This is a genomic window from Pseudofulvimonas gallinarii, from assembly GCF_004343305.1.
In the GTDB taxonomy this organism is placed as follows: domain Bacteria; phylum Pseudomonadota; class Gammaproteobacteria; order Xanthomonadales; family UBA2363; genus Pseudofulvimonas; species Pseudofulvimonas gallinarii.
In genome coordinates this window covers 108,520-132,934 of the sequence record NZ_SMAF01000004.1, presented here as the reverse complement: position 1 = coordinate 132,934, position 24,415 = coordinate 108,520, and the positions used below count along the sequence as shown (strand labels likewise).

At 67.0% G+C, this 24,415-nt stretch carries 28 protein-coding genes; 7 read left to right on the top strand and 21 right to left on the bottom strand.

From position 1 onward, the window contains the following. Window positions 1–30: 30 nt before the first annotated feature. The 11 genes from lpxA to pyrH form a co-directional block, all read right to left on the bottom strand. Window positions 31–810 carry an acyl-ACP--UDP-N-acetylglucosamine O-acyltransferase gene (lpxA, locus tag EDC25_RS04410; RefSeq protein ID WP_123523167.1) on the bottom strand — a complete coding sequence of 260 codons (780 nt, stop codon included), beginning with the start codon at window positions 808–810 and terminating at the stop codon, window positions 31–33. Beyond that, window positions 807–1,277 carry a 3-hydroxyacyl-ACP dehydratase FabZ gene (gene fabZ / locus EDC25_RS04405; RefSeq protein WP_123523166.1) on the bottom strand — a complete coding sequence of 157 codons (471 nt, stop codon included), beginning with the start codon at window positions 1,275–1,277 and terminating at the stop codon, window positions 807–809. The genes lpxA and fabZ overlap by 4 nt, the downstream gene beginning before the upstream one ends. Then, window positions 1,274–2,299, bottom strand: a complete 1,026-nt coding sequence (lpxD, locus tag EDC25_RS04400; RefSeq protein WP_123523165.1) for a UDP-3-O-(3-hydroxymyristoyl)glucosamine N-acyltransferase — start codon at window positions 2,297–2,299, stop codon at window positions 1,274–1,276. The genes fabZ and lpxD overlap by 4 nt, the downstream gene beginning before the upstream one ends. Continuing rightward, entirely contained in the window at window positions 2,289–2,846 is a 558-nt protein-coding gene (locus tag EDC25_RS04395) for an OmpH/Skp family outer membrane protein (RefSeq protein WP_165910875.1), read from the bottom strand. Before EDC25_RS04395 ends, lpxD begins: the two co-directional genes overlap by 11 nt. 24 nt (window positions 2,847–2,870) lie before the next feature. Next, window positions 2,871–5,255: an outer membrane protein assembly factor BamA gene (bamA, locus tag EDC25_RS04390; protein ID WP_123523164.1), complete on the bottom strand. Its 2,385-nt coding sequence runs from the start codon at window positions 5,253–5,255 to the stop codon at window positions 2,871–2,873. A gap of 36 nt (window positions 5,256–5,291) precedes the next feature. Then, on the bottom strand, window positions 5,292–6,647 hold the full coding sequence (gene rseP / locus EDC25_RS04385) for an RIP metalloprotease RseP (RefSeq protein WP_123523163.1): 1,356 nt from the start codon (window positions 6,645–6,647) through the stop codon (window positions 5,292–5,294). Beyond that, window positions 6,635–7,858: a 1-deoxy-D-xylulose-5-phosphate reductoisomerase gene (locus EDC25_RS04380; protein WP_123523162.1), complete on the bottom strand. Its 1,224-nt coding sequence runs from the start codon at window positions 7,856–7,858 to the stop codon at window positions 6,635–6,637. The genes rseP and EDC25_RS04380 overlap by 13 nt, the downstream gene beginning before the upstream one ends. Further along, window positions 7,855–8,679, bottom strand: a complete 825-nt coding sequence (locus tag EDC25_RS04375) for a phosphatidate cytidylyltransferase (protein WP_123523161.1) — start codon at window positions 8,677–8,679, stop codon at window positions 7,855–7,857. Before EDC25_RS04375 ends, EDC25_RS04380 begins: the two co-directional genes overlap by 4 nt. After that, a complete protein-coding gene (gene uppS / locus EDC25_RS04370) occupies window positions 8,676–9,386 on the bottom strand; it encodes a polyprenyl diphosphate synthase (protein WP_276312357.1) in 711 nt (236 codons plus the stop codon). Before uppS ends, EDC25_RS04375 begins: the two co-directional genes overlap by 4 nt. Window positions 9,387–9,484: 98 nt before the next feature. Then, window positions 9,485–10,042: a ribosome recycling factor gene (gene frr, locus EDC25_RS04365; RefSeq protein ID WP_123523159.1), complete on the bottom strand. Its 558-nt coding sequence runs from the start codon at window positions 10,040–10,042 to the stop codon at window positions 9,485–9,487. Between the two features lie 205 nt (window positions 10,043–10,247). After that, the gene (gene pyrH, locus EDC25_RS04360) at window positions 10,248–10,976 is read right to left on the bottom strand and encodes a UMP kinase (protein ID WP_123523158.1); all 729 of its coding nucleotides are present in this window, start codon (window positions 10,974–10,976) and stop codon (window positions 10,248–10,250) included. 116 nt (window positions 10,977–11,092) lie between these two features. Here pyrH and EDC25_RS04355 point away from each other — a divergent pair, with 116 nt between their 5' ends. Beyond that, on the top strand, window positions 11,093–11,515 hold the full coding sequence (locus EDC25_RS04355) for an NUDIX hydrolase (protein ID WP_123523157.1): 423 nt from the start codon (window positions 11,093–11,095) through the stop codon (window positions 11,513–11,515). Between the two features lie 59 nt (window positions 11,516–11,574). On the opposite strand, the gene tsf is transcribed toward EDC25_RS04355, so the two are convergent. The 5 genes from tsf to EDC25_RS04330 all read right to left on the bottom strand — a co-directional run bounded on the left by tsf (window position 11,575) and on the right by EDC25_RS04330 (window position 16,018). Beyond that, window positions 11,575–12,453, bottom strand: coding sequence for a translation elongation factor Ts (tsf, locus tag EDC25_RS04350; protein ID WP_123523156.1), 879 nt, complete (start codon window positions 12,451–12,453; stop codon window positions 11,575–11,577). 114 nt (window positions 12,454–12,567) lie between these two features. Beyond that, window positions 12,568–13,473 carry a 30S ribosomal protein S2 gene (rpsB, locus tag EDC25_RS04345; protein ID WP_123523155.1) on the bottom strand — a complete coding sequence of 302 codons (906 nt, stop codon included), beginning with the start codon at window positions 13,471–13,473 and terminating at the stop codon, window positions 12,568–12,570. A 272-nt stretch (window positions 13,474–13,745) separates the two neighbouring features. After that, the gene (chaB, locus tag EDC25_RS04340; protein WP_123523154.1) at window positions 13,746–13,973 is read right to left on the bottom strand and encodes a putative cation transport regulator ChaB; all 228 of its coding nucleotides are present in this window, start codon (window positions 13,971–13,973) and stop codon (window positions 13,746–13,748) included. 34 nt (window positions 13,974–14,007) lie between these two features. Further along, complete coding sequence (locus EDC25_RS04335) at window positions 14,008–14,871, bottom strand: SDR family oxidoreductase (protein ID WP_123523153.1); 864 nt, start codon at window positions 14,869–14,871, stop codon at window positions 14,008–14,010. A 70-nt stretch (window positions 14,872–14,941) separates the two neighbouring features. Continuing rightward, the gene (locus EDC25_RS04330; RefSeq protein WP_205985042.1) at window positions 14,942–16,018 is read right to left on the bottom strand and encodes an AsmA family protein; all 1,077 of its coding nucleotides are present in this window, start codon (window positions 16,016–16,018) and stop codon (window positions 14,942–14,944) included. Between the two features lie 255 nt (window positions 16,019–16,273). Between EDC25_RS04330 and EDC25_RS04325 the strand changes: the two genes are divergently transcribed. Genes EDC25_RS04325 through EDC25_RS04315 form a run of 3 tightly spaced genes read left to right on the top strand, consistent with a single transcriptional unit; the run spans window position 16,274 to window position 17,993 of the window. Next, entirely contained in the window at window positions 16,274–16,567 is a 294-nt protein-coding gene (locus EDC25_RS04325; protein WP_123523151.1) for a hypothetical protein, read from the top strand. A gap of 14 nt (window positions 16,568–16,581) precedes the next feature. Continuing rightward, window positions 16,582–17,100, top strand: coding sequence for a pyridoxamine 5'-phosphate oxidase family protein (locus EDC25_RS04320; RefSeq protein ID WP_123523150.1), 519 nt, complete (start codon window positions 16,582–16,584; stop codon window positions 17,098–17,100). 35 nt (window positions 17,101–17,135) lie between these two features. Further along, window positions 17,136–17,993: a hypothetical protein gene (locus tag EDC25_RS04315; protein WP_132577264.1), complete on the top strand. Its 858-nt coding sequence runs from the start codon at window positions 17,136–17,138 to the stop codon at window positions 17,991–17,993. Between the two features lie 154 nt (window positions 17,994–18,147). Here the strand turns inward: EDC25_RS04315 and EDC25_RS04310 are convergent, their stop codons facing one another. Further along, entirely contained in the window at window positions 18,148–18,561 is a 414-nt protein-coding gene (locus EDC25_RS04310) for a CBS domain-containing protein (protein ID WP_123523148.1), read from the bottom strand. After that, on the bottom strand, window positions 18,558–18,962 hold the full coding sequence (locus EDC25_RS04305) for a hypothetical protein (protein WP_132577263.1): 405 nt from the start codon (window positions 18,960–18,962) through the stop codon (window positions 18,558–18,560). Before EDC25_RS04305 ends, EDC25_RS04310 begins: the two co-directional genes overlap by 4 nt. A gap of 224 nt (window positions 18,963–19,186) precedes the next feature. Here EDC25_RS04305 and ligD point away from each other — a divergent pair, with 224 nt between their 5' ends. Beyond that, complete coding sequence (ligD, locus tag EDC25_RS04295) at window positions 19,187–20,647, top strand: DNA ligase D (protein ID WP_123523147.1); 1,461 nt, start codon at window positions 19,187–19,189, stop codon at window positions 20,645–20,647. Window positions 20,648–20,728: 81 nt separating this feature from the next. Here the strand turns inward: ligD and EDC25_RS04290 are convergent, their stop codons facing one another. Together EDC25_RS04290 and EDC25_RS04285 are read right to left on the bottom strand one after the other, a co-directional pair. Further along, window positions 20,729–21,346, bottom strand: a complete 618-nt coding sequence (locus EDC25_RS04290; protein ID WP_123523146.1) for a ferritin-like domain-containing protein — start codon at window positions 21,344–21,346, stop codon at window positions 20,729–20,731. Between the two features lie 80 nt (window positions 21,347–21,426). After that, on the bottom strand, window positions 21,427–21,912 hold the full coding sequence (locus tag EDC25_RS04285) for a DUF421 domain-containing protein (RefSeq protein ID WP_123523145.1): 486 nt from the start codon (window positions 21,910–21,912) through the stop codon (window positions 21,427–21,429). A 130-nt stretch (window positions 21,913–22,042) separates the two neighbouring features. Here EDC25_RS04285 and EDC25_RS04280 point away from each other — a divergent pair, with 130 nt between their 5' ends. Beyond that, complete coding sequence (locus EDC25_RS04280; protein ID WP_123523144.1) at window positions 22,043–22,231, top strand: hypothetical protein; 189 nt, start codon at window positions 22,043–22,045, stop codon at window positions 22,229–22,231. A gap of 28 nt (window positions 22,232–22,259) precedes the next feature. On the opposite strand, the gene EDC25_RS04275 is transcribed toward EDC25_RS04280, so the two are convergent. Continuing rightward, window positions 22,260–22,613, bottom strand: a complete 354-nt coding sequence (locus tag EDC25_RS04275) for a hypothetical protein (protein WP_132577262.1) — start codon at window positions 22,611–22,613, stop codon at window positions 22,260–22,262. Between the two features lie 209 nt (window positions 22,614–22,822). On the opposite strand from EDC25_RS04275, the gene EDC25_RS04270 reads away from it, so the two are divergent. Then, on the top strand, window positions 22,823–24,322 hold the full coding sequence (locus EDC25_RS04270; RefSeq protein WP_123523142.1) for an alpha,alpha-trehalose-phosphate synthase (UDP-forming): 1,500 nt from the start codon (window positions 22,823–22,825) through the stop codon (window positions 24,320–24,322). Window positions 24,323–24,415: the final 93 nt, after the last annotated feature.

Below are 24,415 nucleotides of genomic sequence, written 5' to 3'. Positions count from 1 at the left end.
TGGACGTCCGGCGCAGTCGTGACGGAACGTTCAGCGCAGCAGCGAGCGTTCCGAGCCTTCGATGAATGCCAGCATCGCCGCGATGTCCGGGGCGTCTTCGGCCAGTCTGGCGAGCTCGGCCTTGGCATCGGCAAGGCTCTTGCCGCTGGCGTACAGCGCCCGGTATGCGCGCTTGATCGCGCGCACGCGGTCGCCATCGAAGCCGCGGCGCTTGAGGCCTTCGCTGTTGATCCCGCGCGGGACGGCATAGTTGCCACCGACGAGCACGTAGGGCGGCACGTCGGCGTTGATCTTGGCATTCATCGCCGTGAAGGCGTGGTCGCCGACGCGGCAGAACTGGTGCAGCAGCGTATAGCCGCCGAGCACCACCCAGTCGCCGACGATGACGTGGCCGGCCAGGGCGCAGTTGTTGGAGAACACGCAGTGGTTGCCGACGACGCAGTCGTGGGCGACATGGACATAGGCCAGAAGCCAGTTGTCGTTGCCGATGCGGGTGATGCCGCCGCCCGTGCCGGTGCCGCGGTGGAGCGTGCAGAACTCTCGGATGACGTTGTCGTCGCCGACCACCAGTTCGGTGCGTTCTCCCTTGAACTTCTTGTCCTGCGGATCGTCACCCAGGGCGGCGTGCGAATGGATGCGGTTGTTGCGTCCGATCCGGGTCGGGCCGAGGATGCTGACGTGGGAGCCGATCACGCAGCCGTCGCCGATCTCGACGTCGGCGCCGATCACCGTATACGCGCCCACGCTGACGTCGACACCGAGCCTGGCCGCCGGATCGATGATGGCAGTAGGGTGGATCCGGCTGCTCATCCCGAGCGACCCGCGCACAGCACTTCGGCACAGGCGACCTCATTGCCGTCCACCTTCGCCACGCCGTGGTACAGGCCCATGCCGCGGATGATGCGCTTCTGCTCGACCTCCAGTGACAGCTGGTCGCCGGGCACAACCAGCTTGCTGAAGCGGGCGTTGTCGATCTTGACCAGGTAGAACAGCGCCTGCTTGCCGGCTTCTTCGGGCGGCGCCGCATCCGCGGACAGCTTGGCCAGCAGTCCGGCAGCCTGGGCCAGCGCCTCGATGATGAGCACGCCGGGCATCACCGGATGGCCGGGAAAGTGGCCCTGGAAGAAATGCTCGTTGCCGGTGACGTTCTTCAGGGCGCGGATGCTGCGCCCGGGTTCGAAACTGACGACGCGATCCACGAGCAGGAACGGATAGCGGTGCGGCAGCATCCGGTGGATGGCTTCGATGTCGGCGATGGGAGCGGTGGTTTCGCTCATGTCGGATCGTCCTTGTCTTTGCTGTCGAGCTGGCGCACCAGCCGGTCGAGTCGATGGATGCGCGCGGCGTTCCGGCGCCAGCGCCTGCTTTCCTGTACGGGGATGCCGGACGAATACTCGCCCGGCTCGCGGATCGAATGGCTGACCAGGCTCATCGCCGTCACCGTGACCCGGTCACACAACTCGATGTGGCCTGCGATCCCGGCGGCGCCCCCGATCAGGCAATAGCGTCCAATCTTCGCCGATCCGGCGATCGCCGAACAACCGGCCATCGCCGAGTGCGCGCCGATGACGACGTTGTGGGCGATCTGGATCTGGTTGTCGAGGCGGACATCCTCTTCGAGCACGGTGTCGTCGAGGGCGCCGCGGTCGATTGTGGTATTCGCGCCGATTTCGCAATCGTCGCCGATGCGCACGCCGCCCAGCTGCGGCACCTTCAGCCAGGCGCCCTGCTCGAAAGCCAGGCCGAAACCGTCTGCGCCGAGCACGGCGCCGGGATGGACCAGTACCCGTGCACCCAGGCGGACGCGTTCGACCAGCGTGACGCGTGCCACCAGGCGCGAATGCGGCCCGACCACGCAGTCGTGGCCGATGACGCAATGCGGGCCGATCTCCGCGCCGGCCCCGACGCGGCTGCGCGCGCCGATGACGGCGTAGGGCCCGATCGAGGCGGAGGGATCGACTTCCGCGTCCACGGCTATCACCGCGGTCGGGTGCACGCCGGGTGGCGGCAGCGGCCGGTCCTCGAATTCCGCCGCGATCCTTGCGAAGGCGGCGGACGGGTTCGCGGCGATGAGCGCGTTGCCGGCGAATCCTTCCGCCGTCTTCGCGTCCATGATCACTGCGCCGGCCCGGGTACTGGCAAGTTGCGCCCGCAACTTCCGGTTGGCAAGGAAGGCCATTTCACCGGGGCCGGCGCGACCGATCGGCGCCACGCCAGTGATGCGCTGCCCGGGATCACCCTGCAGCTGCAGGCCATGCCGTTCGGCCAGGTCGGCCAGGCGGTGGCCTTCATTCGTCATTGTCATTGCCTGCGCTGTCCTGCCGTGCGAGCTGGCGCAGACGCGCCAGCACCTGGTCGGTGATGTCGATATCGGGACTGGCGTAGAAGACCGGGCTGGAAACGATGAGGTCGTAGCGGTTTTCGCGCGCGTAGGCGGCGACCGCCTCGTTGATCTCGCGGAACCGCTCGGCGGTTTCCTCCTGGCTGCGACGGCCCAGCTCGTCGCGCAGGGTTTCCCGCGTCCGCCGCACCTTGCGCGCCAGCGCCTCGATCTCGTCGCCCAGGGGCTCATCCAGCGTCGTGGCGTTGCGCTGCCGTTCCTGCAGTTGTGCCAGCCGCGCCTCGTCGGCCTTGAGCTGCCGGTCCCGCTCGGCGAATTCGATGCGCAGCCGCTCGCTGCCGGCCGTCATCTGTGGCGCATTGTCGAGCAGGCGCTTCTGGTCGATGTAGCCGATACGGGTCTGCGCCGAGGCCTGCGTGGCCAGCGCGAATACCGCCACGCCCAGCAGCCAGCGCCATCGGCGACGGCGGCTTGCCGGGTGGTGGTCTTCGTGCTGATTGCGCACCATGTCGTTCCGGGCCGGACGTCCTCAGAACATCGAGCCGAACGTGAACTGGAACCGCTCGACTTCGTCGTTCCGGTCCTTCTGGATCGGGTAGGAGAAGTTCAGGACAATCGGGCCGACCGGCGCGCGCCACTGGAAGGACAGGCCGGTCGATATGCGGAACTCGCGGGCTTCCCAGTCGCGGACCGAAGGATAGACATTGCCGAAGTCCACGAACCAGGAGATTCGGGTGCTGTCGGCGGCCTGGCGGAACGGCGTCGGCAGGATCGCCTCGACGGTGCCGATCGTGCGGAAAGCGCCGCCAATGGGGCGGCCATACTGCGGATCGCGCGGACCCAGCGAGTTGTCCTCGAAGCCGCGGATGGAGCGGACGCCACCGGCGTAGAAGTTCTCGAAGAACGGCAGTCGCGAGCCCTCGGAACAGGGTTCCTCGCGCCCGACGGTTCCCGGATCGTCGATCAGCGGCGTGCAGTCGCGGATCGGCACGGCATTGCCGTAGCCGTCGCCGTAGCCGATGTCGCCGCTCGCCAGCAGGGTGAGCCAGGAGTTGACCGGGAAATAGCGGCCGAAGCGGTAGTACAGCTTGTAGTACTCCTGCGTCGAACCGGGCAGCACGATTTCGGCGCCGACCTGCTGGAAGCCGCCGCGCGTCGGGTTGAAGAAGCGATTGCGGCTGTCGCGGGACCAGCCGGCCTCGAGGCGCCAGGCATGGAAGGTGCGCTGGTCGAGGTTGTCGTTGGCGGCGGCGACGCGCAGCAGGTAGTCGAACATGAAATCCGGCGTCAGGCCCGGAATGGCATCGATGCGCGTGCTGTCGATGCCCAGCGACATCGACACCGTGTCCGTCTCGGTCAGCGGCAGGCCGAAATAGACATTGAATTCCGCCGTGTCGGTACTGTAGGCGGCGAGGTTCTGCTCGCCGAAATCCAGTTCGCGGTAGCTGGCGTTGTAACCGATGCTCAGGCCGTCGTCGGTGACATAGGGATTGGTGTAGCTCAGGTCCATCTGCTTGTAGTAGCGGTTGTTCTGCAGATTGACCGCGGCGCGGTTGCCCGTGCCCAGGAAATTGTTCTGTTCGACCGACAGGTTGGTGATGATGCCCTGCAGCTGCGAGTAGCCGACGCCGAACTGGAAGGCGCCTGTCGGGCGCTCTTCCACCGACACCTCGACGTCGATGAGATCCTCGCTGCCGGGGACCCGCGGCGTTTCGATCTCGACGTTCTCGAAGTAGCCCAGTCGCTGCAGGCGGATCCGGGAGCGGTCGACAGCGGCCTGGGAGAACCATGCTCCCTCGAACTGGCGCATCTCCCGGCGCAGCACCTCGTCCTGGGTGCGGGTGTTCCCCTTGAACACGACGCGGCGGACATACACGCGCTTGCCGGGACTGACCAGGAAGGTCAGGCCGACTTCGCGCGTGTCGCGGTTGACGTCGGGAATCGGCGTGACTTCGGCGAAGGCGTAGCCGATGTTGCCCAGCACCGCGGTGATCGTGTCGGAGGTGCGCTCGATCTTGGCCCGCGAGTAGACCTCGCCGGGCTTGATGCGGACCATGCCCTCCAGCGTTTCCTTCTCCAGCACCAGTTCACCGGTCAGGCGCACGTCCTTGACCGTGTAGATCTCGCCTTCGCGGATGCTGGTGGTGATGTAGATGTTGCGGCGGTCCGGGCTGATCGTGACCTGGTTGCTGTCGATGTCGAAGTCCAGGTAGCCGCGGTCCTGGTAATACGACACCAGTTTTTCCAGGTCGCCGGTGAATTTCTCGCGCGAGTACTGGTCGTCGCGGCTGTACCAGGACGTCCAGTTGGTCGGCTCCTGGTCGAAGCTTCGGGTGATTTCCTTCTGGCTGAAGGTCTCGTTGCCGATCACGTTGATATGGCGGATCCGCGCGGCCTTGCCCTCGGCGATCACGATCGAGATCTCGACGCGGTTGCGATCCAGCTCGTTGACGACCGGCGTGATCGAGACGTTGTACTTGCCGCGGTTGTTGTACTGGCGCGTGAGTTCCTGGGTGACGCGCGCGACGGCCAGCCGGTTGTACACCTCGCCCTCGGCCAGGCCGATGTCGGCAAGGCCGCGGAGCAGGTCGTCTTCCTTGATTTCCTTGTTGCCGCTCAGCTTCAGGCTGGCGATCGCCGGGCGCTCCTTGACCTGGACCACCAGGATGTCACCTTGGCGCGACAGCTCGACGTCATCGAAGAACCCGGTCTGGTAGAGGATGCGGATGGCTTCGGCGACGCGCGCCCGGTCCACGGTGTCACCACGCTCCAGCGGCAGGTAGTTGAAGACCGTGCCCTCGGTGATGCGGCTGAGTCCGTCGATGCGGATGTCCTGGATCACGAACTGGTCGGGGCTCTGCGCCTGCGCCTGGGTGGCGAGGGCAAGCAGAACGGCGGCGGCGATTTTCTTCATCGTCAATCCAAGTCGGGAATCGTGGTGCGCGCGATGCTAGGAAACCAGCCGCGCGATGTCGTTGTAGAAGGCCAATCCCATCAGCCCGGCCAGGGCGGCCAGGCCGATGTACTGGCCGGCGATCATCGCCCGCTCGCTCAAGGGCGAGCCCTTGACCAGCTCGATAAGGTAATACAGCAGGTGACCGCCGTCCAAGATCGGGATCGGTAACAGGTTGATGATGCAGAGGCTGAGCGAGATCACGCCCAGGAACCACAGGAAATGTCCGAGGCCGCTGCGCGCGGAGGCATTGGCGTATTGCGAGATGCTGATCGGGCCGGAGAGGTTTTCCAGCGACGCGCGGCCGACGACCATGCGCCAGAGCATGCCCAGCGTCGCGCTGGTCATGGTCCAGGCTTCCCGGCCGGAGGCGGCGATGGCGTCAAGCGGGCCATAGCGCAGCAGGGCGTCGTAGTCGTAGACCTCGCGCTTGACGCCAATGCCGACCTTGAACTGCGTGCCACCGTCGTCGCCGACGACGCTCTCGGGCTGGACACGCAGGCGCTGGCGTTCGCCGGCGCGGTCGATGGTGAAGCGCAGCTCGCCCTGGTTCACGGCGCCGCGCTGGATCAGCGCCGGCACGTCGGTCCAGTCGGCGACCGCGGTTTCATTGATGGCGATGATGCGGTCGCCGGCGCGCAGGCCGGCACGGGCGGCCGGACTGCTGGCGCTGACTTCGCCGAGCACGGCGGGCAGGACCAGGTGCCGCGGCATCAGGCCGGCGGTGCGCAGCATCGCCGCCTCGCGGGTGCCATCGGGCAAACCGCCCAGGTCCAGGGTCAGGTCGCGGGGCGTGCCGTCGCCATCGACCGCCGTCAGGTGGAGGGGCCGGCGATCGACACCGGCGGTGACCAGGCGCAGGGCGACATGGGTCCAGGTGGCGACCGGTTCACCATCGACGGCGGCGATGCGGTCGCCGGCGCGCAGGCCCGCCTCGGCGGCAATGCCTTCGGCGCGACCGATGCGAGGTTCGAAATCCTGTTTGCCGACCAGGTACATGGCCCAGAACGCCAGCAGCGCGAACAGCAGGTTCGCGGCGGGTCCGGCGGCGGCGATCGCCATGCGCTGCAGGACCGGCTTGTTGTTGAAGGCGGCGGCCCGGTCCTCGGGGGCGACGGTGTCCTCGCGCTCGTCCAGGAACTTCACGTAGCCGCCCAGCGGAATGGCCGCCAGCGCGAATTCGGTGCCGTCTGCGTTCCGGCGCGTCCACAGCGGCTTGCCGAAGCCGATGGAAAAGCGCAGGACCTTCACCCCGAAGCGGCGGCCGACCCAGTAGTGGCCGTACTCGTGGAAGGTCACCAGCAGGCCCAGGGTGACCAGCAGCCACCAGATCGATCCGATTATCTCGCCCATGCCGTCCGGTCCATTGCAGCGGTTGCCGGCACGCCGGACCGTCGAGCGGTTTCCCGTTCGGCGACCCTGCGCGCCCGTGCGTCCAGTTCAAGTATCGCGGGCAGGTCCTGAATCGGTCCAGCGTCCACGGCCGCCAGCGTGTCCGCGACCACGGCGGCGATGTCGGGGAAGGAGAGCCGCCCTGCCAGAAAGACCTCGACCGCCACTTCGTTGGCGGCATTGAGCACGCAGCTCGCGCCGCCGCCGGCCTGCAGCGCCGCATAGGCCAGGTCCAGGCAGGGGAACCGGGCGCGATCGGGGGCCTGGAAGTCCAGGCGTCCGGCCTTCAGCAGGTCCAGGCGCTCGACCCCGGCGTCGATGCGTTCGGGCCAGGCCAGGGCGTGCGCCAGCACGGTGCGCATGTCCGGGCTGCCCAGCTGGGCCAGCAGCGAGCCGTCCACGTATTCGACCAGCGAATGGACCAGGCTCTGCGGATGCACCAGCACGTCGATCCTTTCCGCCGGCATGCCGAACAGCCAGTGCGCCTCGATCACCTCCAGGCCCTTGTTCATCAGGGTGGCCGAATCGACCGAGATCTTCCGGCCCATGCGCCAGTTCGGATGGGCGCAGGCCTGCTCCGGTGTCGCCTGCGCCAGCTGCCCGGCCGACCAGTCGCGGAACGGACCGCCGGAAGCAGTGAGCACCAGCCGCTGCACGCCGGCGGCGCCAGGATCGCGGTCATAGCCGTTGGGCAGGCACTGGAAGATCGCATTGTGCTCGCTGTCCACCGGCAGCAGGCGGCCGCCACCTCGGGCCAGTGCCGCGAACAGCAGCGGCCCGGCCATGACGACGGCTTCCTTGTTGGCCAGCAGCAGGGTCTTGCCGGCTTCGGCCGCGGCCAGTGTCGAGGACAGGCCGGCGGCACCGACGATGGCCGCGATGACCGTATCCGCACCGGTGTCGGCGGCGACGAAATCCAGCGCCCCGGGACCGGCGAGCGCCTCGGTGTCGAGGCCGTGCCGGGCCAGGCCGGCGGCCAGGTCGACGGCGCGCGCGGCGTCCGCGATCACGGCGTAGCGCGGACGGAAGCGCCGGCACAGTTCAACCAGCGCATCGACCTGCGTGCCCGCCGTGAGCGCCTGCACGGCGAAACGCCCGGGGTGCCGGGCGATGACATCCAGGGCCGATGTACCGATGGAACCGGTGGCGCCGAGCAGCGCGATGCGTTTCACGACAGCAGCCAGGCCAGTCCGAGGGCGAAGGCGGGAAGCGCGGCAAAGAGGCTGTCGCCCCGGTCCAGCACGCCGCCATGGCCGGGGAAGAGGCGGCCGGAATCCTTCACCTGGCGGTGCCGCTTCATGATGCTTTCGACCAGGTCGCCCAGCACCGACAGCAGCAGGCAGGCCATGGCCAGCAGCATCCACAGCGCCAGCGTGCGCCCTTCAAGGCCCTTCAGCCAGCCCAGGGCAAGCGCCAGCGGCGCCACCCCGGCCACGGCGCCGGACAGTCCGGCCCAGGTCTTGCCCGGGCTGATCCGTGGCGCCAGCTTGCGACCGCCGACGCGGCTGCCGACGAAATAGGCGAAGGAATCGCCGCCATAGATGACGGCCAGGCAGACGATCAGCCAGGTCGGTCCGCCGGGCAGGCCGTCGCGGATATGGACGGCCCCGGCCCAGGCGCCGCAGAGCAGGATGATGCCGGCCAGTGTCTTCAGGATCCGGTGGGTCGGCGTATCGCTGGCGGCGAACTGCGGTGCGAACAGCCAGAACAGCGCCAGCGCCCAGAAGGCGACCGCGACGGCGGCGGGCCAGAGCAGCCGTTCATGCGGCTGCATTGCCAGCCCAACGAAGGCCAGGCCAAGCAGGATGGTCAACACCGCGCGCAATGGCCGGCCGGGCACGCCGGACAGGCGGCTCCACTCCCAGAACGCGGCCAGCATCATCACGCTGACCAGGATCGCGAAACCCCATCGGGGCAGGTAGAGGATCGCCAGGACGACCGAGGGCGCGAGCACCAGCGAGGTCAGCAGTCGGGTACGCAATCCGGAACTCATGAGGCCACCTGGGCGCTGGTCAAGCCGAAACGGCGTTCGCGTCGTGCGTAATCGTCACAGGCCTCGCGCAGGAGGGCGGCGTCGACATCCGGCCACAACACATCGGTGAAATACAGTTCGCTGTAGGCGCACTGCCACAGCAGGAAATTGCTGATCCGCTGTTCGCCGCCGGTGCGGATGAACAGGTCGGGCGCCGGCAGGTCCGACAGCGCGGTGCGTGCGTGCACGGCGGCTTCGTCGACCTGCGACGGCTCCAGGCGGCCGGCCTTCACCTCTTCGGCGAGCGCGCGCGCGGCCTGGGCGATGTCCCAGCGGCCGCCATAACCGACGGCGATGTTCAGGGCCAGTGCGGTGTTGCCGGCGGTGAGCGCCTCGCCCTGGCGCATGCGGTCGCGCAGTCGCGGCTGGAAGGCGTCGAGGTCACCGATGAAGCGCAGGCGCACGTTGTTCTTGTGCAGCGTCTTGACCTCACGGTCGAGGGCACGCAGGAACAGTTCCATGAGCACGCCGATCTCGTCGGCGGGCCGGCGCCAGTTCTCGCTGGAAAACGCGAACAGCGTCAGCGCCGGAATTCCCTCGCGCAGGCAGAACTCGACCGTCGCGCGTACCGCCTTCTGGCCGGCGCGATGGCCGAAGCTGCGCGGCTTGCCGCGTCGCTGGGCCCAGCGGCCGTTGCCGTCCATGATGATCGCGACATGCCGCGGCAGCCGCGACGGAAGGGCGGCGGGCGCGTTGCCGGCGTCCGCGGTCCCGTTGCCGGCCGCGATGTCCAGGTGGGTATGCATGGCGCGCAGCGCGGTTGCGCTCAGATCGCCATCAGCTCCTCTTCCTTGGCCTTGACCACGCTGTCGACCTCCTTGACCCAGGTGTCGGTCAGCTTCTGGACGTCGTCCTCGGCGCGACGCTCGTCGTCTTCCGAGATCATCTTTTCCTTCAGCAGTTCCTTGACCTGGTGCAGGGCGTCACGCCGGATGTTGCGGATCGCGACCTTGGCCGCTTCGCCTTCCTGGCTGACGTGGCGCGACAGCTCCTTGCGGCGTTCCTCGGTCAGCGGCGGCAGGTTGATGCGGATCGTGGTGCCGGCGGTGTTCGGCGTCAGGCCCAGGTCCGAGGCGAGGATGGCCTTTTCGATCGGGCCGACCATGGTCTTTTCCCACGGCGTGATGGTGAGCGAACGGGCATCGCTGACGGCGACACTCGCGACCTGGGTCAGCGGCATGTCGGAACCGTAGTAGTTCACCTTCAGATGCTCGACCAGGGCCGTGGAAGCGCGCCCGGTACGCAGGCGGGTCAGGTCCTGGCGCAGCGATTCCACGCTCTTCTTCATGCGGCTGTCCGCATCGCTCTTGATATCGTTGATCATGTCCGGCCTCGGGATCGACAGGTGACCGCGAAGTATAACGGGATGGCCGCGGGGCCTGTGTTGAGTTTGCGTTAGCGCTCCGGCCGTCCGGCGCAGCTCAAGGGGGCATGACGCGGGCATTGCCGACCCGCGGCAAGGCGGAGCGGGCAGCTTTCCGGAGCCTGGGACGTGGGCCTTCGCGGCGCTGTCCGGGCGGTGGCGCCGGTCAGGCGGCGCGTGGCGCCTCTTGCACCAGCGTGCCGATGGACTGGCCTTCGAGGATCTGGCGCAGGGCGCCTTCGCGCTCGAGGTCGTAGACGCGGATCGGGATGCGGTGGTCGCGGCAGAGGGCGAAGGCGGCCGTATCCATGACCTTCAGGTCCAGCTCGATCACCTGCTGGTAGCTGAGGCTGTCATAGCGCACGGCGCTGCTGTCCCGGGCCGGATCGACGTTGTAGATGCCATCGACCTTGGTCGCCTTGAGCAGCAGCGTGGCGCCGATCTCGGCAGCGCGCAGGGCGGCGGCCGAATCGGTGGTGAAGAAGGGATTGCCGGTGCCGGCGGCGAAGATCACGACGCGGCGCTTCTCGAGGTGGCGGATGGCGCGGCGGCGGATGAAGTCCTCGCAGACCTCGTTGATCTTGATCGCGCTCATCACGCGGGCGACGGCGCCGCGGCGTTCCAGCGCATCCTGCATCGCCAGCGCGTTGATCACCGTCGCCAGCATGCCCATGTTGTCGCCGGTGACACGATCCATGCCCTTGGCGGCAAGGCCGGCACCGCGGAAGATGTTGCCGCCGCCGACGACCACGCCGACCTGGCAGCCGAGGTTGACGACGTCGTGGATCTCGCCGGCGATGCGGGCCAGCGTCTGCGGGTCGATGCCGTAATCGGCTTCGCCCATCAGCGCTTCACCGGAGAGTTTCAGCAGGACACGCGAATACTTCAGGCTCATCCCGATACTCCGGCAGGGGAAACAAAACCGCCGCATTGTAACGGAGCGGCGGCGGATAGGGGAGCGCCGCGGCGGATTGATGGAAGGAATGCGGCGGCGTTTGAGAGAATCCGCGAATGCAAAGCGGATCAAACAGGCAGGACGCACGGGTGCGCACGGTCGCCGCGGTGATCGTCGACGGCCAGGGACGCGTGCTGCTGGTGCGCAAACGCGGCTCGACGTTCTTCATCCAGCCCGGCGGCAAGCGCGAACCCGACGAGGCTTCGCTGGTGACGCTGGCGCGCGAACTGGACGAGGAACTGGGCGTGACCCTGCGCGTCGGCAGCGCGAAGAGATTGGGCGAATTCGAACACGTCGCCGTCAACGAGCCGGGGCGAAGCGTCCAGGCCGAGGTGTTCCGCGTCGAGATCGACGGTGAGCCGCAGGCATGCGCCGAGATCGAGGAGCTGGCCTGGGTGGATCCTCGCGCTCCGCACGCGGTGAAGGTGGCGCCCCTGAGCGCTGAAAAGATTCTGCCGCGACTGCTCGCCGGCGCCTGATCCTGCCATGAAAAAGGCCGCCCGGAGGCGGCCTTTTCGCTGCAGCGATGTCGCGAAGATCAGGCCAGGCCGGCCTGCTTCATCACTTCGGCAGCGTAGTTCTCGACGACCTTCTCGATGCCTTCGCCCACGACCAGGCGGGTGAAGCCGACGACGTCGGCGCCGGCAGCCTTGACGGCCGCTTCGACGGTCTGGTTGGTGTCGAGCACGTACGGCTGGCCGTACAGCGTGACTTCGTTGACGATCTTGGCGATCTTGCCGCTGATGATCTTGTCCAGGATGTCGGCCGGCTTGGCCTTGTCCTTGTCCGACATCTTGGCCAGCTCGATCTCCTTTTCCTTGGCCACGAAGTCGGCCGGCACGTCGCTGGCGCGCACGTACGGCGGGTTCATTGCCGCAATGTGCATGGCCAGGCCGCGGGCGAGGTCGGCGTCGCCGCCCTTGACCTCGACCAGCACGCCGATACGGCCGCCGTGCACGTAGGCGGCGACGGTGTTGGCGCTGTCGATAGATGCCATGCGACGGATCTGCACGTTCTCGCCGACCTTCTGGATCAGCGCGGAGCGCGCTTCCTCGACGGTTTCGCCGCTGGCCAGCTTGGCCGCCTTCAGCGATTCGACGTCAGTCGCGCCAGCGGCCAGCGCCGCCTTGGCTGCGGTTTCGCAGAAGCCGACGAAGTTCTCGTCCTTGGCCACGAAGTCGGTTTCGGAATTGATTTCCACCAGCACGGCCTTGCCACCTTCCTGGGCCAGCGCGATGCGGCCTTCGGCGGTGACGCGGTCGGCCTTCTTGTCGGCCTTGGCCAGGCCCTGCTTGCGCAGCCACTCGATGGCCGCGTCCATATCGCCGCTGTTCTCGGTCAGCGCCTTCTTGCATTCCATCATGCCGGCGCCGGTCCGCTCGCGCAGCTCCTTCACCTGGTTGGCAGTGATCGTCATGGGAGTCCTCGGAATCTGGGTGATCTGGGAGTGTCGCGCCAGCCTGTCCGGCCGGCGCGTCAAACGGGGGGAAGTGCGCCGGCCCGGGAAAGGGCCGGCGCGGGGCTGCGCCTGTTACTCGGCAGCCGGAGCTTCAGCCGCCGGCGCCTCGGCGGCCGGCGCTTCTTCCTTGGCGGCCGGCTTGGCGGCAGGACGCTTGGCAGCGGCCTTGGCCGGCGCCTTGGCGCCCGGCTTGCCGGCCGGCTTGTTGCCCGGCGCGCGGCGACGGTTGTCGACCGGCTTGCCCTGGGCGTCGAGCTCGACGAACTCGGACTCGGTGTCGGCGGCGAACGTCGGCGCGGTGGCCTTGCCTTCCAGTACGGCGTCGGCGGCGGCGCGGGCGTACAGCTGCACGGCGCGGATGGCGTCGTCGTTGCCCGGAATCGCGTAGTCGACCAGGTTCGGGTCGTAGTTGGTGTCAACCACGGCCACCACCGGGATGCCCAGCTTCTTGGCTTCGGCGACGGCGATGTTTTCCTGGCCGATGTCGATCACGAACAGGCAGTCCGGCAGCGCGCCCATGTTCTTGATGCCGCCCAGCGAGGCTTCCAGCTTCTCGCGCTCGCGACGCAGCTGCAGGATCTCGTGCTTGACGAACTTGTTGATGCTGCCGTCGGCTTCCATCGCCTCGAGTTCCTTGAGGCGCGCGACCGACTGCTTGACGGTACGGAAGTTGGTCAGCATGCCGCCCAGCCAGCGCGAAGCCACGTAAGGCATGCCGCAACGTGTTGCTTCTTCCTTCATCGCTTCACGGGCCGAACGCTTCGTGCCGACGAACAGCACGGTGCCACGGCGCGAGGTCAGCTTGCTGATGAAGTTCATCGCATCGCTGAACAGCGGCAGGGTCTTTTCGAGGTTGATGATGTGGATCTTGCCGCGGGCGCCGAAGATGTACGGCGACATGCGCGGGTCCCAGTAACGGGTCTGGTGGCCGAAGTGGACGCCAGCTTCGAGCATCTGGCGCATCGTGACCTGAGGCATTTTCAATGTTCCTTGCAACAGGGAACACGCCGCTGGCGCCTGGCCAGGCAGGTCGTGCTCCGGGGTTCATCCTCCACGCATCCGCCGCTGGCGACCCCGTTTTTCGGCCGGGGCACCCCACCAGGGTGACGATGCGTGTGCGAATTCGGCGGACTGTCCGCCTGCCGCCGGCAGGTCCGGCGGGTCGCGCATTCTAGTCGCTGCCGGCGCTCAGCGGCAACTTTCGGCCCGTCGTGCGGGCCGGGCCTGGCGCCAGTCGGGCGCCGGCGGGTTCAGGAACGCCGCCAGTGGCCGTCCTTGTCCTTGTGGTAGTCGCGCTTCACCGCTGCCCAGGCCACGCGGTGGGCGACTTCCTCGCGGGAGGCGTCGTCCCGGCGTTCGTCCGGGTCGCGGTACTGGTCCCAGGCACTGTTGAAGGCTTCCTTGTAGATGTCCTGGGCATGTGCCGGCAGGTTGTCGCGAACGCTGTCGGGCAGGTCGCTGCGCTTGTCGTAAGGCATGGTGCGGTCCTCGTTGCTGCAGTGGGCGGGGCGTTCAGTCGCCCATGTAGCCGCCGCCGTTGATGTGGATGACCTGCCCGGTGATGTAGGCGCCGTCCTCGCTGGCGAGCAGGACATAGGCCGGAGCCACTTCCGCCGGCTGGCCGGGCCGGCCCATCGGCGTATCGGCGCCGAACTTGGCGACCTTGTCGGCATCGAAGCTGGCCGGGATCAGCGGCGTCCAGATCGGGCCAGGCGCCACCGCGTTGACGCGGATGCCGCGCTTGGCGAGGCTCTGCGCGAACGAGAAGGTCATGGCGTGGATGGCGCCCTTGGTGGCCGCGTAGTCCAGCAGGGTTTCGTGGCCGCGGGCGCCGGTGATCGAACCGGTGCTGATGATCGAGCTGCCCTTCTTCAGGTGCGGGAGGGCTGCATCGACCAGCTCGAAGCAGGCGAACAGGTTGGTGGCGAAGGTCTGCTCGATCTGCGCGCGGTCCAGTTCGGCAGGCGAGTCGGATTCGTGCTGTTCGCCGGCGTTGTTGACCAGGATGTCCAGGGCGCCAAGGGCGGACACGGTGTCGCTGACCGCCTTGCGGCCGTTTCCGGCTTTGGACAGGTCGGTACGGATGACATGGCAGCGTCGGCCCTCGGCTTCCACCAGCCGTCGGGTTTCGCGCGCGTCCTCGTTTTCCTCAAGGTGGATGATGGCGACATCCGCGCCTTCGCGGGCGAAGTGCACGGCCACGGCACGACCGATGCCGCTGTCGCCGCCGCTGATCAGCGCGACCCGGCCCTCCAGCTTGCCGCTGCCGCGGTAGTCGTCGCGGATGAACACCGGACGCGGACGCATTTCCGATTCGTGGCCGGGCTGTTGATCCTGCGACTGCGGCGGGTTGGGTCGTTTTTCCTTGCTGCTCATCCTTCGGCTCCTTGTCCGGTTGAAGTCGGAAAGGGAATTGCAGGATCCGTGCCAGATACCGCGGAGCGGCTCAACCGTCGTCGCGCAGCGGCAGATGCGTGCCCTCGAAGTACGGTTCCAGCGCGCGCACGAACGCGTTGCGGAGCACGCCGATCACGGCGCCGAACACGCCCAGTTCCGGATTGTCGATGCGCCCGCTGATCTCGATGCGGGTGCCGAACTGGTCGGCGGGCTGGTTGCGGAACAGGGTGGTCACGCCCTGGACCACGGCTTCCCAGGCGATGCGGAAGGGATTTTTTTCAGACTCGACGACGTCACTGCGCCAGCTGAAGATCTTCAGGTTCTGGAACAGCGGTTTCGCGTAACCGGAAAGGCTGCCGTCCTCGGCTTCCAGCTCAAGCACGAACTCGCCATTACCGGACTCGAAGTCGATGTTGGCGTAGGCGCGGGCGAGGTCGTTGATGCGCGTCAAGTCGATGGACAGCACCCGCAACGCCAGTGAAAAGGTTTCCATCCGGCCGATCGGATCGAAGCGTGCCTGCGCTTCCAGGTCGGCACTGTCGAACAGCAGGGCGGTGGCCTGCAGGTCGGCGACACGCCCGCCGGCCTCGTCGCGTACGTTGGTGAGGTTTTCGAGGCGGGCGTTGACGGCGGCGGCACGCAGGTCGACAGGCGGATCCGACACGAAGTTGTGGAAGACCACTTCGCCGTCGCGCACCAGCACCTCGTCAATGCGGATCGGTACCAGCTCCTCCAGGCGCTGGCGCCAGTCCTCGCCGGCGCCGGTCAGGCTGTCGTCACGGCCGCGACCGTCAACGAAATGCAGCACCGGCTGTTCGAATTCGACAAGCGCGACGATCGAGCCCCGGAACAGGTGGCGCCAGGCCAGCGCGATATCGACCCGTGGCGCCACCAGCATGGGGACGGGCAGGTTGCTGTCGCGCTTGTCGATGCGCAGGTCGCGAAGTACGTAGGCGCCGCGCCACAGGGCCACGTCCACGTCGGCGACGTGGCCGCTGTAATTCGCCATCGCCGCGAGCCGGGCGTTGACCGAGCGCTCGATCAGGGTCGGCAGGGCCAGTCGCAAGGCCAGCAGGACGAGGACGATGACGAGAACGGCCAGCACTGCGGTACGTGGGCGGGGCATGGGCATGGTCAAGTGATCGGGCAATGGAGGTCGCCAGCTCCCCAAGCACGCGGGCTGCCAGTTCCGGGGCCAGGGATTTCGCGACCTTCCGCCTCGCCAGATCGTGCATCTTGCATGACCGTGTCCGTCCGTTCGGGCGGATTGCGGCCGCCGGCCGGCGTTCATCGGCGTAAATCCGCGCTGAACCCGTATGGCACGCCGCATGCTGCAAGAGGCCATTCGTCCCATCGGGACAACTGGATCGAGGATCAGGACATGGCCCAGCTGCGACTGCGGGTTACCGGACCGGAAGAGGCGCTGGAAAGCGTTTCCGAAAGCCTGATGGATATCGAGGGCGTGCAGCGCGTCGACGAAGTCGCCGACCTGATGCCGCGCATGGACGACGCCGATTCAAGCTCGGCCGGCCTGGCGGAGAACGATTACGGCGGCGTTGGCGAGCTGCTGGTCGAGTTCGACGACAACGACGAACTGGCCAGCCTGGTCCGTCGCCAGGCCGATGCCTCGGCGCGTTCCGCCGGCGCCGCGCTCGAATTCATTGATCCGGAATGAGGGAAGGAACGGCCATGCAGAACGATACCCGCAACGCGAACGCCGAAGTGCAGACCCTCGCCGAACTGATCGAGGACATCGAGGTGGCCATGCTTGTTTCGCGCGCGCCGGACGGAAGTCTTGTCAGCCGGCCGCTGGCGACGCTGCAGGCGGATCCGGACGGCGCCCTCTGGTTCTTCACCCACGCCAGCAGCGGCAAGGTCGACGACATCGCCGGGGATCCGCGGATCAACCTGAGCTATGCCCGTCCGGGCAAGCACCTGTACGTCTCCGTCACCGGGCGCGCCGAAGTCATCCGTGACCGCGCGAAGATCGATGACCTGTGGAGCACGCAGTCGAAGATCTTCTTCCCCGGTGGCAAGGATGATCCGGACCTCGCGCTGCTCAGGGTCGAGGTCGACAGCGCCGAATACTGGCGCAGCACCGGCGGACTGGTGGGCCAGGCACTGAAGCTGGTGCGTGCAATCGCCGGCGACGGACCCCAGGACCTTGGCGAGAACCGCACGCTGGACGTGCGCGCCGCCCACGGTTGACGTGAACGCAAAGGACACGACGGAGTACACGTCCCATGAATCGCATCCAGTCCAGTATGGCCGCCCTGCTGATCACGACAGCGTCGCTGGCGGCGCCCTCCATCCAGGCCGGCGAGAGCCATGCCATGCCAGCGGCAAGCTGGGCGGACATCCAGGCACGCGGCCACCTGCTGTTCCAGCACGATCGCGCGCTGGCAGCGGCGCAGCGGCGCGCGCAGGCCAGCCGCACGTTCACCCATGATGATCGCGTGGTCACCGCCGTCTCCGAGAAAATCGACGAGTCGCTGATCCGGGTGACCTTCGTCGATGCGACGCCGGCGGCCTTGTATCGCGTCGACATCGAGCTGCATGACTACCGTTCCGGTCCGCTGGAGGTGTTCGCGACGCCGGCCGCCCTGGGCGCCTACCAGCGCAAGGCGCTGGCGGCCCGCGCCGTTGCCGAGGGGGCGCAGGTCGATACCTGCGGCCACGACACGCGCAGCATCGTTCTTCCGGATCCGACAGCGCGCGGACAGTGGCAGGTCTACCTGCTGCCCCAGGCCAGCGACCACGGCTCGATACCGGTCGGCGGCAGCCACCGCATCGACACCGATGGGCGCGAAGTGCTGGCCCGTCACGCCATTGCCGATACGTGCATCGAACTGGACCGCAGTGACGCAAGCATCGGCGTGATGGTGGCGGCCAATCCCGGCGACCCGGCGCCGACCGAGGCGCACGTGTACTGGAGCCTCTGGGCCGCGCTGCCCATGTACGTCGGCACCGAGACCGGTTTGTGGTCGATCAGCGATGGCGCGATCGAGCCGCCGACGGCCCTGAATGCGCTGCGCAGCCCGGGCTTCGACGCCTACAGCCAGATCGGCGTCGTGCACGCCGTCCACGCACCGATGCCCTGATCGCGTCGCAGCCCTCAAACCCCCTCAAACCCGGCTCGTGCACGCGACGTCCGGCCGTGAAGAAAAATCCAGCCAGGAAAAAAAACCGGGATCGATCGATCCCGGTTTTTTTGTGACCGGAGGATGGCGATGAGCCATGCTCCCCGCGATGTCGTCAGTGCGGCGTCGCCACGCCGTCGAGCAGCTCGCCGCTGAGCTCGTCATCGTCGCCCGAGGCGACATTGCTGAGCGAAAGGACGCCGACCAGCAGTTTCTCGCGGTCCACCACCGGCAGGCGCCTGACCTCGAACTCCGCCATGTTGCGCACGGCATCGGCGAGGTCCTGGTCATCAAAGCAATACATCACCTTGTCGGTCATGATCGTGCGCACGGGCGTGTCGGAGGGCAGCTGTTCGGCCAGCGCCCGGATTACCAGGTCACGGTCGGTAACCATCCCGACGAGGCGGTTCTGCTCCGCCACGGGCACGCTGCCAATGTCATTCTGCTTCATCAGTACCGCCACTTCGTGCAGTGTGCCGGTTGCCGGGATGGTCTTCACATCGCGGCTCATTACGTCCCTGACTTTCATGCGATCAGCTCCTGGATAGGGTTTGCCGGGTGTTGCCGGCGAAATGGGGGAAAGGACCGGCGGGTGCCGGTCGGTGCCTGTCTTCTAGCGTTGCCTGTCGTCGAGCGGTGGCGGGCGCCGGTCGTCACTGGCGCCCTTTTCCCGCATCCCGCATCCCGCATCCCGCTGCCGCTGTCGCCGGGACGACGTGGGGTGTCGTCATCGGGCGACACCGTGGGTGCGTAGCCGCCCGGGCCGTCGTTGCGGCCCGCGGATGCGTCGTTGGAGGTGGCTGCGGTGTCTTCCGAATTCGCGTTTTCGGCGCCGTCGACCGTTGCCTTGCGGATGGAATCGGGCAGGCGTGCGGAACGGTCGTCGGGCGTGTTTCCATGGCTATGGTGTCGGCGCGGAGTCGTGCTCATGGCATTGACCTGTCGTTGGCGGTGTAGTGGGGCAGCAACGGCCTTGCCACGGACTGCGCGGAAGCGCGGTCCGTTTGGCCTTCGTTGCGCTCGTGTCGCCGCCAACCTCTTCATCGCCGGCGCGCTGCTGCAGCCCGGTCAATCGGCAGGGCGCCCGTCCCGCATCCGCCGGTTGGAGTACGGTCCCAGTCTCGTCACCACAATGGCGGCGGCCGCGACGAGGTATGGCAGGCAGGTGGGGACCCACATCACCAGTCCGGCCAGCTGCTGGTCGATCAGCGGATCCAGGTCCAGGACCGAAACGGGCCGATCGACCCCATCGCAGTGGACGCGGTGACGACTGGCGGAAAAGCAAGCTGGTCGAAGGCGATGAATATGCCGTGGTCGGGTTCACGCCACCGCAGGGCAGCCGGACCGGTTTCGGCTCGCTGTTGCTGGCGCGCCCCGACGATGCCGGCGCATGGACCTATGCCGGCCGCGTCGGCAGCGGGTTCTCCGACGAGATGATCCGGCGGATCACGCGCATGATCGGCAAGGCGGGTGGCCGCGACCCGACGGTCCGCATCCCTGCGAACGACACCGAACTGCGCGGCGCGCGCTGGTTCGAGCCCTTGTTCGTGATCGAGGTCAATGTCCGGGGACATGCCTCCAGCGGCCTGTTGCGGCAGGCCTCATTCAAGTCCCTGCGCGAGGACAAGTCCGTGGACGCACTCTCTGACAGTGATCGGCGTTCCGGCGCACAGGCGCCGGCCACCGGGGGAAGCGGCAGGCGCACCGCACGGCGGAAAGGTCCAAAGGCGCCAGACGAAACCGTGCGCCGCCTGACCAGTCCGGAACGGGTGGTGTATCCCGAAGACGGCTTCACCAAGGCCGATGTCGCCGACTACTACGCGAAGGTGATGGATTGGTTCCTGCCGGAAATCGTCGGCCGGCCCCTGTCGATCATCCGCTGCCCGGAGGGATTGGGCGGCTCCTGTTTCTTCCAGAAGCACCACAGTGGCGGCATGGACGAGGTGGGCCATGTCCGGCTGCGCGAGGAATCCGGCAAGCGCGCCGATTACCTGGTTGTCGAGAACGCAGCCGATGTCATGGCCCTCGTGCAGATGAACGCACTGGAATTCCACCCCTGGGGCGCGCGTTCCGACGATCCGGAGCGCGCCGACCGCGTGGTGTTCGATCTCGATCCCGGCCCGGGGATTTCCTGGGACCAGGTGAAGGAAGCGGCGCTGACCGTCCGTGACCGGCTAGCGGAGATCGGCTTCCAGTCGTTCCTGCGCACCTCCGGGGGCAAGGGCCTGCACGTGGCGCTGCCATTGCGGCCGCGCAGCCGCTGGCCCCTGGTGAAGAACTTCGCCCGCGCATTCGCCGAAGCCCTGGTTGCCAGCGAGCCGCAACGTTATGTGTCGGTGGCGACCATGAGCCGTCGCCGGAACAGGATCTTCGTGGACTACCTGCGCAACAGCCGCGGTGCCACCAGCGTGGCCTCGTACTCGTTGCGCGCGCGGCCCGGCGCACCGGTCGCCGTGTCGCTGGCCTGGCGCGAGCTGGGCCGACTGAAACAGTCGGACGCCTATTCGCTGGCGACGCTGCCGGCCCGGCTCAAACGCCTGAATGCCGATCCGTGGGAAGGCATCGACGGCCTGGAGCAGGATCTTTCGCGCTGGGAAGCGCCCGTGCAGGATTGACGGGCGGCAAAAAACAATGCGTCCTGCACGAGCCGGCAAGGCCGGTCATGCAGGACGCCGCGGGCAAAGCGTCCGTCCGTATCAGTTGATCATGTTGTCGCGGGCCTGCTCGGCACGCGAAGCGCCGATGGCGGTCTCGACATTCTTGACCTCTTCCGGAGGCGGCAGCACGGCCGGCATGCCCAGGCTCTGGATCCACAGTTCGCGGGCCCAGCCGGCCGTGTGGTAGAGGTGGTGGTCCTCTTCCTGTTCGACCTGCTCGTAGGCTTCCTTGAGGATGCCGGTATGGTCACCACGGCTGTGCTCGACCAGCTTGCCGAGCAGTTCCCAGTTCATGTGGTCCTTGGTTTCCGCGAGCACCACGCATTCGGCGGCAACCAGCTCGCTGGCCGGGCCCTTGCCTTCGGCGAGCGCCATGCGCATGGCTTCGACCAGCGACTGGCCGATGTGGTGGACCACCTGGCGACCCGGCGTCTGCACTTCCGGATCCAGGCCGAGCTGCTCGAATACGCCGAGCAGGATGTCGCGGTGGTTCACGGTTTCCGCGTGGTACTTCTCCCACTCTTCGCGCAGGTCGTCGTTGACCGCACACTCGATGGCGGTTTCGTAGATCTCGATGCCGCCCATTTCGGTTTCGAGGGCCTGGTAGAGCAGTTCGTTGAGCTGTTCAGCGTTGAAGCCCGGCTCCGCCTTGGCCATGACGTATCTCCTGGTGTTGGGGTGGACTGGCGCTGTAGTTGCACCGGCCATGCCAAGCCGGGCTTCCGGCGTCGGGAGCTTCAGTCCGCGTTGCGCCTGCCCGACCGGCGTTCGAAGAATGAAATGCCGCCATTGGGCTCCAGCACCGCCAGCTGCACGTTGGCGCGATCGAAAATCTGGCTGGAACGCATGGCTTCATCGACGTCGCCTTCCGGGACGTTGTGGCGGCAAAGCATGTCGCGATCGAGGACGCCGTCGCGGATCAGCACCACGGGACGGCCCTGCAGAAGATGCTCCATGCGACGGCTTCGGGTACTCACGTAGGCGACGACGTAGTTCAGCGCGATCAGGATCGCCATGACCACGAGCCCGCCGTGAAGGGATGTGTCGTTGCCGGTGAGCGATCCCTGCGCCGCTTCGGCGATCAGCAGCAGGACGACGACATCGAAAGGGGAAAACTCGCCGATCGTGCGCTTCCCTGAAAGACGGATCATCAGCAGGACAGCCAGATAGACCGCGGCGGCGCGGATCGGCAACTCCCAGAACGGAACGCCCAGTTCGAACATGGGTGCCACGAAGCACGCGGCAGGCCATCACGCGCGGAGACGTGCCTGTTTCCTGAATGCGGCGTCACGAACCGCGAACCCGGCACGCGGCTTGCCTGACTCTCCCTACCTTCCATCAGGAGAGCGGCCAATGCCACGCGATGCGAAAGACCCCGATCCGAAGCGCCAGTCCGGTTGTCCGCCCGAAACAGCGGTTTCCCGTTACCGGCGCCGCGCGCAGACGCAGGAAAACCTGGACGAGGCGCTCGATGAAACATTCCCGGCCAGTGACCCGGTATCGCCGTTCATTCCGGCCAAGCCCGTCGATTCCGGCCAATAACCCCTAGACAGGTGACCTCATGAGAATTCTATTCATATCCGCGATCGGCCTCTTCGCCGCCTGTGGCAATTCGCAGGACGATCGCCTCGATGATCGTGCATATGGCGATACGTCGCGTGCGGCGATCGAACAGGCGGCTCGCGATGGCCGTTGTGCCGAGCTGCAGGCGCCCGATTCGCATGAATGCCTGCGGATCGCCCCGACGGTCCGCGCCGACGCGCATCCCGGCGGTGATGGTGACGCGCAGCGCCGGATGGATCCGTCGGCGCCGCGGGCCGGCGCGCAGCCTGTTGCACCTCCGCAAAAGGGCACTGGACCACAGCAGGACCGGGAGCAGGACGATGGCCGCTAAGCGGAAGGAGCCGCCTTCGGTACAAGACAACGACACCGCGCCGCGGACGATGCCGCACTCCTCCGGAGACCGGACCGTTCAGCCGGCGGATCTCTCCGAAGGAAAGACCTATCGCGGTGGCGTGTATCGGCGTCCCAACCTCGATGCACCGGAGCGCAGGAAGAAGGATTGATGCAGCTGGCATCGACCTTGCTTTGGACTTGCTTTGAAGCAGCGCAGACTCATGGAGATCGATGCCGATGGATTCGCCCTCACCACACATCAACACCGCCGCCAATGACCCGGCCAACGGCGCCGTTCGACGCGCTTCCTTGTCCACGATTACGCCGGGCACATCGAAACGTCGAGTGATCGTCGTCTCGAACCGAGTCGTCAAGCCGCAGCACGAACATGTTGGCGGACTCGGGCAGGCGCTGAAGTCGGCGCTGGCGGGCAGCGAAGGCCTGTGGATGGGTTGGAGCGGAGAAACCCGCGAAAAGCCCTCGGTGCACGAGAGCACGGTTGGCAACATGCAGTTCCTCGTCAGGGACCTCACCGACGAGGATTACCGCTGCTACTACCGTGGATTTTCCAACAGCGTGATGTGGCCGCTGCTGCATGCGCGACCGGACCTGATGGCGTTCGATCCCCGCGATCTGCATGGATACCTGGCCGTCAACCGGCACTTTGCACGCCAGTTGCACGCAGCTGTCCGTGAAGACGACATCATCTGGGTCCACGATTACCACCTGCTGCCGCTGGCGTACCAGGCACGCGAATTGGGCGTTCGCGTTCCCATCGGGCTGTTTCTGCATACCCCGGTGCCCGCGCCAGCGACCCTGTCGCTGCTGCCATCGCACCAGCGCCTGCTGTCGATGCTGTCCGCCTACGATCTCATCGGCGTGCAGACCGAGACGGACGCACTGAATCTCCGTGACTACTTCGAACGGGAGCATGGCGCCCGGATCGAGGACGATGGGCGCGTGCGGCTGGACAATGGTCGCGGCTTCCGGGTTAAGCCCTTTCCGATCGGCATCGACCCCGATGCCGTTGCCGCGCTCGCGGCGAACGGCAGTCGCGCGGACGCTGGCAAGCGCGATGACGGCATCGCGCAGGTCATCGGCGTCGATCGCCTCGATTACACCAAGGGCATTCCGGAGCGCCTGCGCTGCATCGATCGCCTGCTGCGCGATGATCCCCAGCTGCAGGGCCGTTTCCGTTTCCTGCAGGTCGCACCGACATCACGCGGCGATGTCGATGCGTATCGCGAGCTGGCGGATCACGTGGAGATGCTGGTCGAGACGATCAATACCCGCCACTGTGGCGCGGACGGCTGGCAGCCCGTGGACTGTGTCAGGGAAGCGCTGCCACTCCGGAAGCTCGCGGCGTTGTACCGCGGATCGAAAGTCGGCCTGGTGACGCCGTTGCGGGACGGGATGAACCTGGTTGCGAAGGAATATGTCGCAGCGCAGGATCCCGCCGATCCGGGCGTGCTGGTGCTGTCGTCGTTCGCCGGCGCCGCCAGCGAGCTGGACGCCGCCCTGCTGGTGAACCCGTACGACGTCTATGGCACTGCGCACACCGTGGCGCGCGCGATCGCCATGCCGAAGGCGGAACGTCGCGAGCGCTGGCAGGCGATGATGCGCGTGATCCGCCAGAACGACATCCATGCCTGGAGCCGCTCCTTCCTGCGCCAGCTGCGCGAGGCGAGGACGCCTGCGCGCCCGGTTGCAGCCGGGCGCCTTCTCGTGCACCACTGATCCAACCACTGATGCAACTTTGCATTCGACGACACGAAGGGGGCATGCGCGCGGCGCTGCCCCTTCTTCCCAACCGGTTTCCGCCGTCGACGC